Annotated in this window: 10 protein-coding genes; 8 read left to right on the top strand and 2 right to left on the bottom strand. The window is 66.1% G+C overall.

The features are described 5' to 3' along the window. The first annotated feature begins 87 nt into the window (after positions 1-87). Complete coding sequence (locus CTR55_RS01600; protein WP_296283801.1) at positions 88-2,787, top strand: [protein-PII] uridylyltransferase; 2,700 nt, start codon at positions 88-90, stop codon at positions 2,785-2,787. Between the two features lie 39 nt (positions 2,788-2,826). Beyond that, positions 2,827-4,023, top strand: a complete 1,197-nt coding sequence (gene dapC, locus CTR55_RS01595) for a succinyldiaminopimelate transaminase (RefSeq protein ID WP_296283800.1) — start codon at positions 2,827-2,829, stop codon at positions 4,021-4,023. Positions 4,024-4,225: 202 nt separating this feature from the next. Here the strand turns inward: dapC and CTR55_RS01590 are convergent, their stop codons facing one another. Further along, positions 4,226-5,887 (bottom strand): Na+/H+ antiporter, encoded by a 1,662-nt coding sequence (locus CTR55_RS01590; protein ID WP_296283799.1) that lies wholly within the window; start codon positions 5,885-5,887, stop codon positions 4,226-4,228. Positions 5,888-6,059: 172 nt separating this feature from the next. Between CTR55_RS01590 and CTR55_RS01585 the strand changes: the two genes are divergently transcribed. The 5 genes from CTR55_RS01585 (at position 6,060) to CTR55_RS01565 (ending at position 9,828) form a co-directional block, all read left to right on the top strand. Then, positions 6,060-6,410 carry an ArsC family reductase gene (locus CTR55_RS01585; protein WP_296283798.1) on the top strand — a complete coding sequence of 117 codons (351 nt, stop codon included), beginning with the start codon at positions 6,060-6,062 and terminating at the stop codon, positions 6,408-6,410. An 11-nt stretch (positions 6,411-6,421) separates the two neighbouring features. Continuing rightward, positions 6,422-7,048, top strand: a complete 627-nt coding sequence (locus CTR55_RS01580; protein WP_296283797.1) for a LysE family translocator — start codon at positions 6,422-6,424, stop codon at positions 7,046-7,048. 42 nt (positions 7,049-7,090) lie between these two features. Beyond that, the gene (dapD, locus tag CTR55_RS01575; RefSeq protein WP_296283796.1) at positions 7,091-8,125 is read left to right on the top strand and encodes a 2,3,4,5-tetrahydropyridine-2,6-dicarboxylate N-succinyltransferase; all 1,035 of its coding nucleotides are present in this window, start codon (positions 7,091-7,093) and stop codon (positions 8,123-8,125) included. Positions 8,126-8,218: 93 nt separating this feature from the next. Continuing rightward, positions 8,219-9,424, top strand: a complete 1,206-nt coding sequence (locus CTR55_RS01570) for a cysteine desulfurase (RefSeq protein ID WP_296283795.1) — start codon at positions 8,219-8,221, stop codon at positions 9,422-9,424. Further along, positions 9,421-9,828: a SufE family protein gene (locus CTR55_RS01565; protein WP_296283794.1), complete on the top strand. Its 408-nt coding sequence runs from the start codon at positions 9,421-9,423 to the stop codon at positions 9,826-9,828. Before CTR55_RS01570 ends, CTR55_RS01565 begins: the two co-directional genes overlap by 4 nt. Positions 9,829-9,921: 93 nt before the next feature. On the opposite strand, the gene tcdA is transcribed toward CTR55_RS01565, so the two are convergent. Further along, on the bottom strand, positions 9,922-10,728 hold the full coding sequence (gene tcdA, locus CTR55_RS01560; protein WP_296283793.1) for a tRNA cyclic N6-threonylcarbamoyladenosine(37) synthase TcdA: 807 nt from the start codon (positions 10,726-10,728) through the stop codon (positions 9,922-9,924). Positions 10,729-11,029: 301 nt separating this feature from the next. Between tcdA and CTR55_RS01555 the strand changes: the two genes are divergently transcribed. Next, positions 11,030-13,630, top strand: a complete 2,601-nt coding sequence (locus tag CTR55_RS01555) for a glycosyltransferase (RefSeq protein WP_296283792.1) — start codon at positions 11,030-11,032, stop codon at positions 13,628-13,630. The last annotated feature ends 1 nt before the right edge of the window (position 13,631 follow it).

Raw genomic sequence — 13,631 nt, 5'->3', positions numbered from 1 at the left:
ACAGCTGCCGGGCCTGGCGCCAAGCGCCCAGGCCCGACCGCCCTCTTGCCCCTGCCCTCCCCTAAGCCATTGATCAGGAAGGCCGCCATGCCGCAGGTGGATCCCGAGTTGTTCGACCGTGGGCAGTTCCAGGCGGAACTGGCCCTCAAATCCAGCCCTATCGCTGCCTTCAAGAAGGCCATTCGTCAGGCCAACGAAGTGCTCGACGCCCGCTTCAACGGCGGCCGCGACATTCGCCGGCTGATCGAGGACCGCGCCTGGGTCGTCGACCAGATCCTGCAGCAGGCCTGGAACCGCTTCGACTGGGGCGACGACGCCGATATCGCACTGGTCGCCGTGGGCGGCTATGGGCGCGGTGAATTGCACCCGCACTCGGACATCGACCTGCTGGTTCTGCTCGACAGCGAGGATCAGGAAAGCTTCCGCGAGCCCATCGAAGGCTTCCTCACCCTGCTCTGGGATATCGGCCTGGAAGTCGGCCAGAGCGTGCGCTCGGTGGCCGAGTGCGCCGAAGAGGCGCGCGCCGACCTCACCGTGGTCACCAACCTGATGGAATGCCGGACCATCTCCGGCCCGGACAGCCTGCGCCAGCGCATGCTCGCAGCCACCAGCGCAAAGCAGATGTGGCCCAGCGGCCAGTTCTACCTGGCCAAGCGCAAGGAACAGATTCACCGCCACACCAAATACAACGACACCGAGTACAACCTGGAGCCCAACGTGAAGGGCTCGCCCGGCGGCCTGCGCGATGTGCAGACGCTGCTCTGGGTTGCCCGCCGCCACTTCGGCAGCCTCAACCTGCACGCCCTGGTGCGCGAAGGCTTCCTGGTGGAGAGCGAGTGCGCGGTGCTGGCCTCCAGCCAGGAGTTCCTCTGGAAGGTCCGCTACGCCCTGCACATGCTCGCCGGCCGTGCCGAAGACCGCCTACTGTTCGACCACCAGCGACGTATCGCCGGATTGCTCGGCTACGAAGGCAATGACGCCAAGCTGGCCGTCGAGCGCTTCATGCAGAAGTACTACCGCGTAGTGATGGCCGTTTCCGAGCTGAACGACCTGATCATGCAGCACTTCGAAGAGGTGATCCTGCGTGCCGGCGAGAACGGCCAGATCCAGCCGCTCAACAGTCGCTTCCAACTGCGTGACGGCTACCTGGAAGTCACCCACGCCAACGTCTTCAAGCGCACGCCGTTCGCCCTCCTGGAAATCTTCGTGCTGCTGGCCCAGCACCCGGAAATCAAGGGCGTGCGTGCCGACACCATCCGCCTGCTGCGCGACAGCCGACATCTGATCGACGACGACTTCCGCCACGACATCCGCAACACCAGCCTGTTCATCGAGCTGTTCAAGTGCCAGGAAGGCATCCACCGCAACCTGCGGCGGATGAACCGCTACGGCATCCTCGGCCGATACCTGCCGGAGTTCGGCCTGATCGTCGGGCAGATGCAGCACGACCTGTTCCACATCTATACGGTCGACGCGCACACCCTCAACCTGATCAAGCACCTGCGCAAACTGCGCCGCCCCGACATGGCGGAGAAGTACCCGCTGGCCAGCAAGATCATGGAGCGCCTGCCCAAGCCGGAGCTGATCTATATCGCCGGCCTCTACCACGACATCGCCAAGGGCCGTGGCGGCGACCACTCGGAACTGGGCGCGGTGGACGCCGAGCACTTCTGCCAGCGTCACCAGCTGCCGCCGTGGGACACCAACCTGGTCTCCTGGCTGGTGCAGAACCACCTGATCATGTCCACCACGGCCCAGCGCAAGGACCTGTCCGACCCGCAGGTGATCTACGACTTCGCCCAGCTGATGGGCAACCAGACCTACCTGGACTACCTCTACGTACTCACCGTGGCCGACATCAACGCCACCAACCCGACGCTGTGGAACTCCTGGCGCGCCAGCCTGCTGCGCCAGCTCTACACCGAGACCAAGCGCGCGCTGCGCCGCGGCCTGGAGAACCCGGTCGACCGCGAAGAGCAGATTCGCCAGACCCAGAGCGCGGCCATCGACATTCTGGTGCGCGGCGGCATCGACCAGGACGACGCCGAGCAGCTCTGGAGCCAGCTGGGCGACGACTACTTCCTTCGCCATACCGCTGCCGACGTGGCCTGGCACACCGAAGCCATCCTCCAGCACCCGGACGACGGCACCCCACTGGTGCTGATCAAGGAAACCGCGCAGCGCGAATTCGAGGGCGGTACGCAAATCTTCATCTATGCCGGCGACCAGCACGACTTCTTCGCCGTGACCGTGGCCGCGATGGACCAGCTCAATCTGAACATTCAGGACGCGCGGATCATCACTTCCACGAGCCTCTTCACCCTCGACACCTACATAGTACTCGATGCTGATGGCGGCTCGATCGGCAACAATCCCGCCCGAGTCGCTGAAATTCGCGAAGGACTGGTCAACGCCCTGAAGGACCCGGACGAGTACCCGACCATCATTCAGCGCCGCGTACCGCGCCAGCTCAAGCACTTCGCCTTCGCCCCGCTGGTGACCATCTCCACCGACGCGGCCCGCCAGGTCAGCGTGCTGGAAGTCATCGCACCGGACCGCCCCGGCCTGCTGGCGCGTATCGGCGGGCTGTTCCTGGACTTCGACCTGTCGGTACAGAACGCCAAGATCGCCACCCTGGGCGAGCGCGTGGAGGACGTGTTCTTCGTCACCGATGCGCACAACCAGCCGCTCTCGGACCCGGAGCTGTGCAAGCGGATTCAAACCGCCCTGGTGGACATCCTCTCCGACGGCGGCCAGCAGACCATGCCGGTGCGTATCAGTATCTAGCCCGCTATTCAGTCAGAACCAGAACGAAAGAGCCTTGCCATGAACCCTGCCCTCGACTCGCTCCAGCCCTACCCCTTCGAGAAGCTCCGCGCCCTGCTGGCCGGCGCCCAGCCGCCGGCGGAGCTGAAGCCCATCGCGCTGTCCATCGGCGAGCCCAAGCACCGCTCGCCGGCCTTCGTCGCCCAGGCGCTGAGCGACAGCCTCGACCAGTTGGCCGTCTACCCGACCACCCTGGGCATCCCGGCCCTGCGCGAAGCCATCGCGGCCTGGTGCGAACGCCGCTTCAAGGTGCCGGCTGGCTGGCTGGACGCCGCGCGCCACGTGCTGCCGGTGAATGGCACCCGTGAAGCGCTGTTCGCCTTCACCCAGACCGTGGTTGACCGCAACGCCAACGGCCTGGTGATCAGCCCGAACCCCTTCTATCAGATCTACGAAGGCGCAGCCCTGCTCGCCGGCGCAGCGCCACACTACCTGCCCTGCCTGGAAGACAACGGCTTCAACCCGGACTTCGATGCCGTGCCGGCTGACATCTGGGCGCGCTGCCAGATTCTTTTCCTCTGCTCACCGGGCAACCCCACCGGCGCGCTGGTTCCCCTGACCGAACTGAAGAAGCTGATCGCCCTGGCCGACGAGCATGACTTCGTGATCGCCGCCGACGAGTGCTACAGCGAGCTGTACTTCGACGAGCAGAACCCGCCAGCCGGCCTGCTGACCGCCTGCGCCGAGCTGGGCCGCAGCGACTTCAAGCGTTGCGTGGTGTTCCACAGCCTGTCCAAGCGCTCCAACCTGCCGGGCCTGCGCTCGGGCTTCGTTGCCGGCGACGCCGACGTGCTGAAGAAATTCCTCCTGTACCGCACCTACCACGGCTGCGCCATGCCGGTTCAGACCCAACTGGCCAGCGTCGCTGCCTGGAAGGACGAGGACCACGTGCGCGCCAACCGCGACCTCTACCGCGAGAAGTTCGACGCCGTGCTGGACATCCTCGGCGGCGTGCTGGACGTGCAGCGCCCGGACGGCAGCTTCTACCTCTGGGCGAAAACCCCGGTCGCCGACACCGAGTTCTGTCGCGGCCTGTTCGACCAGCAGCATGTGACCGTGGTGCCGGGCTCCTACCTGTCCCGCGAAGTGAACGGCGACAACCCCGGCGCCAACCGCGTACGCATGGCGCTGGTGGCTCCGTTGGCGGAATGCGTGGAAGCCGCCGAGCGGATCAAGCGTTACGTGCAGAGCCTCTAAGCTCTTGCTTTCGTAGGGCGCATAACGCACCAGCGTTATCCGCCGCGCAGGTTCCGGCGGATAACCTGTTCCAGGTTATTCGCCCTACAACCTGACGCCTCCCTGTAGGAGCGAGCTTGCTCGCGAACCGAGCCGCCCGGGACCACCGGAGTCAAGCAGGTTCGCGAGCAAGCTCGCTCCTACGAAAGCAATCAAAGCCGGTTTACACCCAGCGCCCCGCCTTGCTGGTTACCCAGGCTTCCTGGTTATCCAGCTCTCCCAGCACTTCGCGCATGGTCTCGTCATCGATCTCATGCTCGCGGCGCATCCGGTACAGCTCCAACCGCTGCGCGCGCAGCGCCTTGATCCGTAGCGCCTGATCGGCCAATTCCAGGGCGCGGGCGCGCTCCCGGGCCTCCTTGCTGTCCGGCGCCGAATCCAGCTCGTGGCGATACTCGGCCATGAGCTTGGCCTTCATTTCAGCCAAACGCGCCGTCTCGTCTGCGTCACCGCTCTCGCTGGCGGGCAACCCCTCGCTTTCGAGCATGTGGATCGCCGCGGCCGCGGTCTTGCGCCAGACCGCCTGCACTTCCAGCTCGCGCTGATCGTTACTGGCCGCCGGCAGCCCGCGCAGCAGAATCGGCAGGCCAATCGTGGCGGCGAGCAGCGACACCAGGATCACCCCAGCGGCGATGAAAATGATCAGGTCACGCTGGGGGAACGCCGTCCCATCAAGCAGCAGCAGCGGCACCGAGAGCACACCCGCCAGCGTTACCGCCCCGCGTACCCCGCTCAGCGCCGAGATCGCCGACAGCCGCAGCACGGGCTCGCCCGGCTTGCCGCCCAGCTCGATGCCCCACCACTGCTCGAAACGCACGGATATCTTCCAGTAGCACCAGACCCAGCCGAAGCGCAGCGCCAGCAGCACCGCGAAAACCGCCAGCACGTAGAAGGTCAGCAGCGACGAGCGCCACATCACGTCGTCGGCATGGTGCGCCACGGACTTGACGATGTCCGGCAGCTGCAGCCCCAGCAGCAGGAACACTACGCCGTTAAAGGTGAATTCCAGCATCGACCACACGCTGCGATTGAGCAGACGGGTGTTGGTCTGCCGGGGCAGCAGGTCAACCCAGCTCTGCATCATGCCCGCCGCCACTGCCGCGAGGATGCCGGAAACCCCCAGTTCCTCAGCGATCATGTAGCAGGCGAAGGGCAACAGCAGCATCAGCACCACGTGGGTGGCCGGGTCATCCCAACCCCGGCGGATCATCCAGGCGCGGATGCGCCCCAGCAGCCAGCTGAGGAACACCCCACTGGCCAGGCCGCCGATGGCCACCAGCAGGAAGTTCAGGCTGGCGTCCATCAGCGAGAAGGTGCCGGTCAGGGCCGCCGCGATGGCGAACTTGAAAGCGACGAGGCCCGACGCATCGTTCATCAGCGCCTCGCCCTGCAACACGTACATCAGGCGCTTGGGCAGTCGATTCTGGGCGATGGCCGACACCGCCAGCGCATCGGTGGGCGACAGCACCGCCGCCAGGGCGAAGGCCGCCGCCCAGGGAATCTCCGGGATCAGCACATGGATGAACACGCCGCCACCGACCACGGTGAACAACACCAGGGCGAAGGCCAAAGTGAGGATCGGCCAGCGCATTTTCCAGAACTCGCCCTTGGGCATGCGCCAGCCATCGGCGAACAGCAGCGGCGGGATGAACAGGAACATGAACAGTTCCGGGTCCAGCCCCACATGCAACCCCAGGCTCGGCCACGCCAGTGCAGCGCCGGCAGCGATCTGGATCAGTGGCAAGGGCAGCGGAATCAGTTGCGCCGCGAGCCGGGTTCCCCCCACGACCAGCAGCAGGATGAGCACGGTGTAAACGGTTTGCATCGACGAACTCCCAGCACAGCTCTCCATTGAAGCACCGCAACGGGGGCCGGATCAGCCCCGCCTTGGGCAAAAAACTGTTGCAATCGACCAGCCTCCAGCCGGCGTCCCGCAAGGCTCTGGGAAATGGCATAATCCCGCGCCTGAAAAATGCATCGAAAAGGAGGAGCGCCCCGTGAGTGAGCGGACGCTGTATGGAATCAAGGCTTGCGACACCATGAAGAAGGCCCGTGTGTGGCTGGACGAGCATGGCGTCGACTACGCCTTCCACGACTACAAGAGTAGCGGCATCGACCGCGAACACCTGCGCCAGTGGTGCGCCGAACATGGTTGGGAAACCGTCCTGAACCGTGCCGGCACCACCTTCCGCAAGCTGGACGACGCGCAGAAGGCCGACCTCGACCAGGCCAAGGCCATCGAACTGATGGTCGCGCAGCCGTCGATGATCAAGCGTCCGGTGCTGGACTTGGGGAGTCGCACCCTGGTCGGCTTCAAGCCCGACGCCTACGCGGCCGCGCTGGCCTGAGCACCGCCACGATGAGCATCGCCTGGGCCCTGTTCCTCCCCGCCTGCTTCGCCCTGAACCTGGCGCCGGGACCGAACAACCTGCTGTCGCTGAACAACGCCGCACGCTTCGGCCTGCTGCGCGCCACGCTCGCGGGCGGCGGCCGGTTGATCGCCTTCGCCGGCATGCTGACCCTGGCCGCCTCCGGCCTGGCGCTGGTGCTGCAGGCCTCGGCCTGGTTGTTCCTGGCGATCAAGCTGGTGGGCGCCGGCTACCTGTTGTGGCTTGCCGTACAGCTGTGGCGCGCTCCGACCGCGAACCTGTCTGTGGATGGCACCCCGGTTGCCACCACCAGCCTGTGGCGCCTGGCCCGCCAGGAGTTCTGGGTCGCCGCCGGCAACCCCAAGGCAATCCTCATCTTCACCGCTTTCCTGCCGCAGTTCGTCGATCCGCGTCAGGCCGTGGGCGCGCAGTTCGCCCAACTCGGCACAGCCTTCCTGCTTCTGGAATGGCTGGCCATCGCCCTCTACGGGCTCGCTGGGGTCCGCCTCGGCAAGCTGCTCGCCGGCGCACGCGCCCGGCGCCTGTTCAACCGTGGTTGTGCCGCGCTGCTGGGCAGCGCCGGGCTGGGCCTGCTGCTCAGCCGCCGTCCGGCCTGACCGACATCATTCTTCGAGAAACTTTTTCAAGGAACCACCCACATGTCGAAATCCCTGTTCAGCCTGGCCTTCGGTGTCGGCACCCAGAACCGCCAGAGCAACTGGCTGGAAGTCTTCTACGCGCAGCCGCTGCTCAACCCCAGCGCCGAACTGGTCGCCGCCATCGCCCCGCTGCTTTCTTACGAAGGCGGCAACCAGGCGATCGCCTTCACTGCCCACCAGGCCTACCAGCTGGCTGATGCGGTAAAGACCATCGACGCCGCCCAGGCCGCCCTGCTCAATCGCCTGGCCGAGAGCCAGAAGCCGCTGGTCGCCACCCTGCTGGCCGAAGATGCCGCCCCCAGTTCCACCCCGGAGGCGTACCTCAAGCTGCACCTGCTCTCCCACCGCCTGGTCAAGCCGCACGGCCTGAACCTGACCGGCATCTTCCCGCTGCTGCCGAACGTGGCCTGGACCAACCAGGGCGCCATCGACCTGGCCGAACTGGCCGAGCTGCAACTGGAAGCGCGCCTGAAGGGCAAGCTGCTGGAAGTCTTCTCCGTCGACAAATTCCCCAAGATGACCGACTACGTGGTCCCGGCCGGCGTGCGTATCGCCGACACCGCCCGCGTCCGCCTCGGTGCCTACATCGGTGAAGGCACCACCGTGATGCACGAAGGCTTCGTCAACTTCAACGGCGGCACCGAAGGCCCGGGCATGATCGAAGGCCGCGTCTCCGCGGGCGTATTCGTCGGCAAAGGCTCGGACCTGGGCGGCGGCTGCTCCACCATGGGCACCCTGTCCGGTGGCGGCAACATCGTCATCAGCGTCGGCGAAGGCTGCCTGATCGGCGCCAACGCCGGCATCGGCATCCCGCTGGGCGACCGCAACATCGTCGAAGCCGGCCTGTATGTGACCGCTGGCACCAAGATCGCCGTGCTGGACGACCAGAATGCCCTGGTCAAAGTGGTCAAGGGCCGCGACCTGGCCGGCCAGGCCGACCTGCTGTTCCGCCGCAACTCCCAGACCGGCGCAGTCGAGTGCAAGACCAACAAGACCGCGATCGAACTGAACGAAGCGCTGCACGCGCACAACTAAGCTGAGCGCCCCGTTCACGCGGGGTTCGCACTAAGCTTTGAGAAGCGGGGGCTGCGGCCCCCGTTTTCCATTCCCGCAACCGGCCGCACGCCCATGTCCATTCCCTCGCCCTGGCGCACCGACTTCCCGGCCTTCGCCGCCTTCGAGGCCGAAGGCCAGACCTACCTCGACAGCGCCGCCACCGCGCAGAAACCGCGCGCCATGATCGACACCCTCACCGGCTACTACGCCAGCGGCGCCGCCAACGTGCACCGCGCCCAGCACCTGCCCGGCGAGCGCGCCACCCGCGCCTTCGAAGCGACCCGCACGCGGGCCGCCAACTGGCTCAATGGCGGCAGCCCGGCGCAGATCGTCTTCACCCGCGGTGCCACCGAGGCGCTGAACCTGCTGGCCTACGGGCTGGAAGGCCAGTTCCAGGCGGGCGACGAAATCGCCATCAGCGCCCTGGAACACCACGCTAACCTGTTGCCCTGGCAGCAACTGGCGCAGCGGCGCGGCCTGAAACTGGTCGTACTGCCGCTGGACGCCGACGGGCGTATCGACCTGAACCGCGCCGCCGGCCTGATCGGCCCGCGCACCCGCCTGCTCGCCGTCAGCCAGCTGTCCAATGTGCTCGGCACCTGGCAGCCGCTGGCGGAACTGCTGCAGATGGCCCGCCAACACGGCGCAATAAGCGTGGTGGATGGAGCGCAAGGCGTGGTGCACGGCCGGCACAACCTGTCGGCGCTGGGCTGCGACTTCTACGTCTGCTCCAGCCACAAGCTCTACGGCCCGGAAGGCCTCGGCCTGCTCTGGGGCCGCGCGGAAGCGCTGGAGCGCCTGGCGCACTGGCAGTTCGGCGGAGAGATGGTGCGCGTGGCGGATTACTTCGACGCACAGTTCCACAACGCCCCCATGGGCTTCGAGGCTGGCACGCCGCCCATCGGCCCGGTGATCGCCCTGGGTGCCACGCTGGAATGGCTGGCCGCGCAGGACAGCGCTGAAGTCAGCGCCCACGAGGACTTCCTCCACGCCCGCCTGCTGGCTGGCCTGCGCGCCCGTGACGGCGTGCGAGTGCTGGGCGAGCCGGAAGTGGCGCTGGCCAGCTTCGCGGTCGAGGGCGTGCATGTCTCCGATCTCGGCCACCTGCTCACCGAGCAGGGTATCGCCGTGCGTGCCGGGCACCACTGCGCCATGCCGCTGATGAAGACCCTGGATGTCGCTGGCGCGCTGCGCGTCTCCCTCGCCCTGTACAACGACGGCGCCGACCTTGAGCGCTTCTTCACTGCACTGGACAGCGCCCTGGAGCTGCTGCGATGAACCTGCCCGCCGCTGCCGCCGAGTCGCTGCAAACCTTCACCGCCTTGCAGGGTTGGGAGCAGCGCGCGCGCCTGCTGATGCAATGGGGCGAACGCCTGGAGCCGTTGAGCGAAGCCGAACTTGGCGATGAGCAGCGCGTGCAGGGCTGCGAGAGCAACGTCTGGCTGGTGGCGGATCAGCGTGACGGCCGCTGGCACTTCCGCGCCTACAGCGATGCGCGTCTGCTGCGCGGGTTGCTGGCTTTGCTGCTGGTGCGGGTGGATGGCTTGCCTGCCGACGAGCTGGCAGCCATCGATCTGCCGGGCTGGTTCGAGCAGTTGGGCCTGGGCCGGCAGTTGTCGCCGTCGCGCAGCAATGGGTTGAATGCCGTTCTGAAGCGCATGCAGGACTTGCTCACCGTCTGAGACGCTGGGCTGGGCGTAGGAGCGGACTCCGTCCGCGATAGCCCCCCATCGCGCCGGAGACCATCGCGGATAAATCCGCTCCTACAAAGGCGGTTAGCCCGCAGCGCGTTCCGAAGGTCGCCGCGCCCCGGCGACGATCTTGTCCACAGCCCGGGCCGCAGCCACCATGCCGAAGGTCGCAGTGACCATCATCACCGCGCCAAAGCCACCGGCGCAGTCCAACTTCACGCCTTCGCCGACGAAACTCTTGGACTGGCACACGCTGCCGTCCGGCTGGGGATAGCGCAGCTGTTCGGTGGAGAACACGCACTGCACGCTGTAATGGCGGCCCGGCGTGCGCGAGAAATTGTAGTCACGGCGCAGCGTGGAGCGGACTTTGGCGGCCAGCGGGTCGTTGAAAGTCTTGTTCAGGTCGGCGACCTGGATCTGCGTCGGGTCCACCTGACCGCCAGCACCGCCAGTGGTGATGATCTGCAGCTTGCGGCGCTTGCACCAGGCGATCAGCGCAGCCTTGGCGGCGACGCTGTCGATGCAGTCGATCACGCAGTCCAGTTCGGGAGTGATGTAGTCGGCCATGGTCTCGCGGGTGACGAAATCGGCGACAGCGTGTACGACGATGCCCGGGTTGATCGCCTTCAGACGCTCGGCCATGACCTCGACCTTGGGCTTGCCCACGGCACCCTGGATGGCGTGCACCTGGCGATTGGTGTTGGTCACGCAGACGTCGTCCAGGTCGAACAGGGAAATCTCGCCCACGCCGCTGCGCGCCAGGGCCTCGGCCGCCCAGGAGCCCACGCCGCCGATCCCGACCACCGCCACATGGCTGGCCGCCAGCCGCTCCAGGCCCTCACGGCCGTATAGCCGCGCGATTCCGCCGAAACGCTGTTCATCCCATTGCATCGCCCACACCTCATCTCGAAACGGCCGGCATTCTATAACGGCCGGCCTCCTGTAACGACCGGGCCCCTATAACAATCGGCCTGGGCCCGCCTGCAACAAAGCCGGATTGCCGCAGTCTCAGTCACGCACCTACAGCACATTCTAAACTGTCGGAAAATGCCCACGGACGCCCACGCGGCGGACGGCGCCGGCAACCTGTACAGCCCCCGGAGTGCGGGGTAGGATGCGCCCCGACCGAGCCATCCCGTACAGAGATTAGCCCGGCCCCTCCCCGTTCCACCCTTTGGAACCCGATCGCACCATGCCTTCACGCAAGTTCGGCCTCAACCTGGTGGTGTTCGTCGCCCTCGCGGCACTCTTCACCGGCTTCTGGGCCCTCTATAACCGCCCTGTCAGCGTTCCTGCCTGGCCGGAAAGCATTTCCGGATTCTCCTTCTCGCCGTTCCGCCTGAACCAGAATCCGCAGAAGAACCAGTTCCCCAGCGACGACGAGATCCGTTCGGACCTGGAACTGGTGTCCAAAAACACCGACAACATCCGCACCTACTCGGTGAAGGGTTCGCTGGCCGATATCCCGCGCCTGGCCGAAGAGCTGGGCATGCGCGTCAGTCTCGGTATCTGGATCGGCCCGGACGAGGCCGAGAACGAAGCCGAGATCGAGCGCGGCATCGAAATCGCCAACAACTCGCGCAGCGTGGTGCGGGTCATTGTCGGCAACGAGGCGCTGTTCCGCCGCGAGGTCACGGTGGAGCAGATCACTGCCTACCTCGATCGCGTGCGCAAGGCGGTCAAGGTGCCGGTGACCACCGCCGAGCAGTGGCACATCTACGAGAAGTACCCGGAGCTGGCCAAGCACGTCGACCTGATCGCCGCGCACGTCCTGCCCTACTGGGAATACACACCGATGAACGACGCCGTGCCGTTCGTCCTCGAACGCGCCAAGGAGCTGCGTGCCAAGTTCCCGCGCAAGCCGCTGCTGCTGGCCGAAGTCGGCTGGCCGAGCAACGGCCGCATGCGTGGCGGCGCCGACGCCACCCAGGCGGACCAGGCCATTTACCTGCGTACACTGACCAATGCGCTGAACAAGAAGGGCTACAACTACTTCGTCGTCGAGGCCTTCGACCAGCCGTGGAAAGTCGGTGACGAAGGCTCCGTTGGCGCCTACTGGGGTGTCTACAACGCCCAGCGCCAGCCGAAGTTCAACTTCGACGGGCCGGTGGTGAACATCCCGCAGTGGCGCGCCCTGGCGGTTGCCTCGGTGGTGATGGCCCTGCTCGCGCTGACCCTGCTGATGATCGACGGCAGCGCCCTGCGCCAGCGCGGGCGGACCTTCCTCACCGTGGTCGCCTTCGCCGGTGGCTCGGTGCTGGTGTGGATCGCCTACGACTACAGCCAGCAATACAGCACCTGGTTCAGCATGACCGTCGGCGGCCTGCTGGGCATCGGCGCGCTGGGCGTGTTCATCGTCCTGCTCACCGAAGCCCACGAACTGGCCGAGACCGTCTGGGTGCGCAAGCGCCGCCGGCCGTTCGACCCGGTACTCACCGATACCGGCTACCGGCCCAAGGTCTCGGTGCACGTGCCCTGCTACAACGAGCCGCCGGAGATGCTGAAGAAGACCCTGGATGCCCTGTCCAGGCTCGATTACCCGGACTTCGAAGTCCTGATCATCGACAACAACACCAAGGACCCGGCGGTCTGGGAACCGGTGCGCGACTACTGCGAAGTGCTCGGCCCGCGCTTCCGCTTCTTCCACGTCGCGCCGCTGGCCGGCTTCAAGGGCGGGGCACTGAACTACATCCTGCCGCACACCGCGCCGGACGTCGAAGTCGTTGCGGTGATCGATGCCGACTACTGCGTCGAGCCGAACTGGCTCAAGCAGATGGTGCCGCACTTCTCCGATCCGAAGATCGCCGTGGTGCAGTCCCCGCAGGACTACTACGACGGCGAGGAGAACGTCTTCAAGAAGCTCTGCTACGCCGAGTACAAGGGCTTCTTCCATATCGGCATGGTCACCCGCAATGACCGCGACGCGATCATCCAGCACGGCACCATGACGATGATCCGCCGGACCGTGATGGATGAGCTCAAATGGGCCGACTGGACCATCTGCGAGGACGCCGAACTGGGCCTGCGGGTGTTCGAGAAGGGCTATTCGGCCGCGTACTCGCACCAGAGCTTCGGCAAGGGTCTGATGCCGGACACCTTCATCGACTACAAGAAGCAGCGCTTCCGCTGGGCCTACGGCGCCATCCAGATCATGAAGGGCCATGCCCGCGCTCTGTTCCAGGGCAAGGACAGCAAGCTCACCACCGGCCAGCGCTACCACTTCATCGCCGGGTGGCTGCCGTGGATCGCCGACGGCATGAACATCTTCTTCACCGTCGGCGCGCTGCTCTGGTCCTCGGCGATGATCATCGTGCCCAAGCGGGTCGACCCGCCGCTGCTGATCTTCGCCATCCCACCGCTGGCGCTGTTCTTCTTCAAGTTCGGCAAGATCATGTTCCTCTACCGCCGCGCCGTCGGCGTGGACCTGCTGCGCTCGTTCCAGGCGGCGGTGGCAGGCCTTGCGCTGTCGCACACCATCGCCAAGGCGGTGCTCTACGGGACATTCACCAAGACCATCCCGTTCTTCCGCACACCGAAGATGGCCTCCAACCACGGCATCCTGGTGGCGCTGGCCGAGGCGCGTGAGGAAGTGTTCATCATGCTCCTGCTGTGGGGCGCCGCCCTGGGCATCGTGCTGGTGCAGGGCGTGCCGAGCCGCGACATGCTGTTCTGGGTGGCGATGCTGCTGGTGCAGTCGCTGCCCTACCTCGCGGCCGTGATCATGGCGCTGTTGTCTTCGGCACCAGGGCCGCAGCCAGCCCCGGAACCGAGCCCGGCGACACCCGCGGCCTGAC

Source organism: Pseudomonas sp. (assembly GCF_002796985.1).
Lineage (GTDB): Bacteria > Pseudomonadota > Gammaproteobacteria > Pseudomonadales > Pseudomonadaceae > Pseudomonas.
The sequence above is the reverse complement of the archived record's forward strand: the minus strand, read 5'-3'. Positions and strand labels throughout refer to the sequence as shown.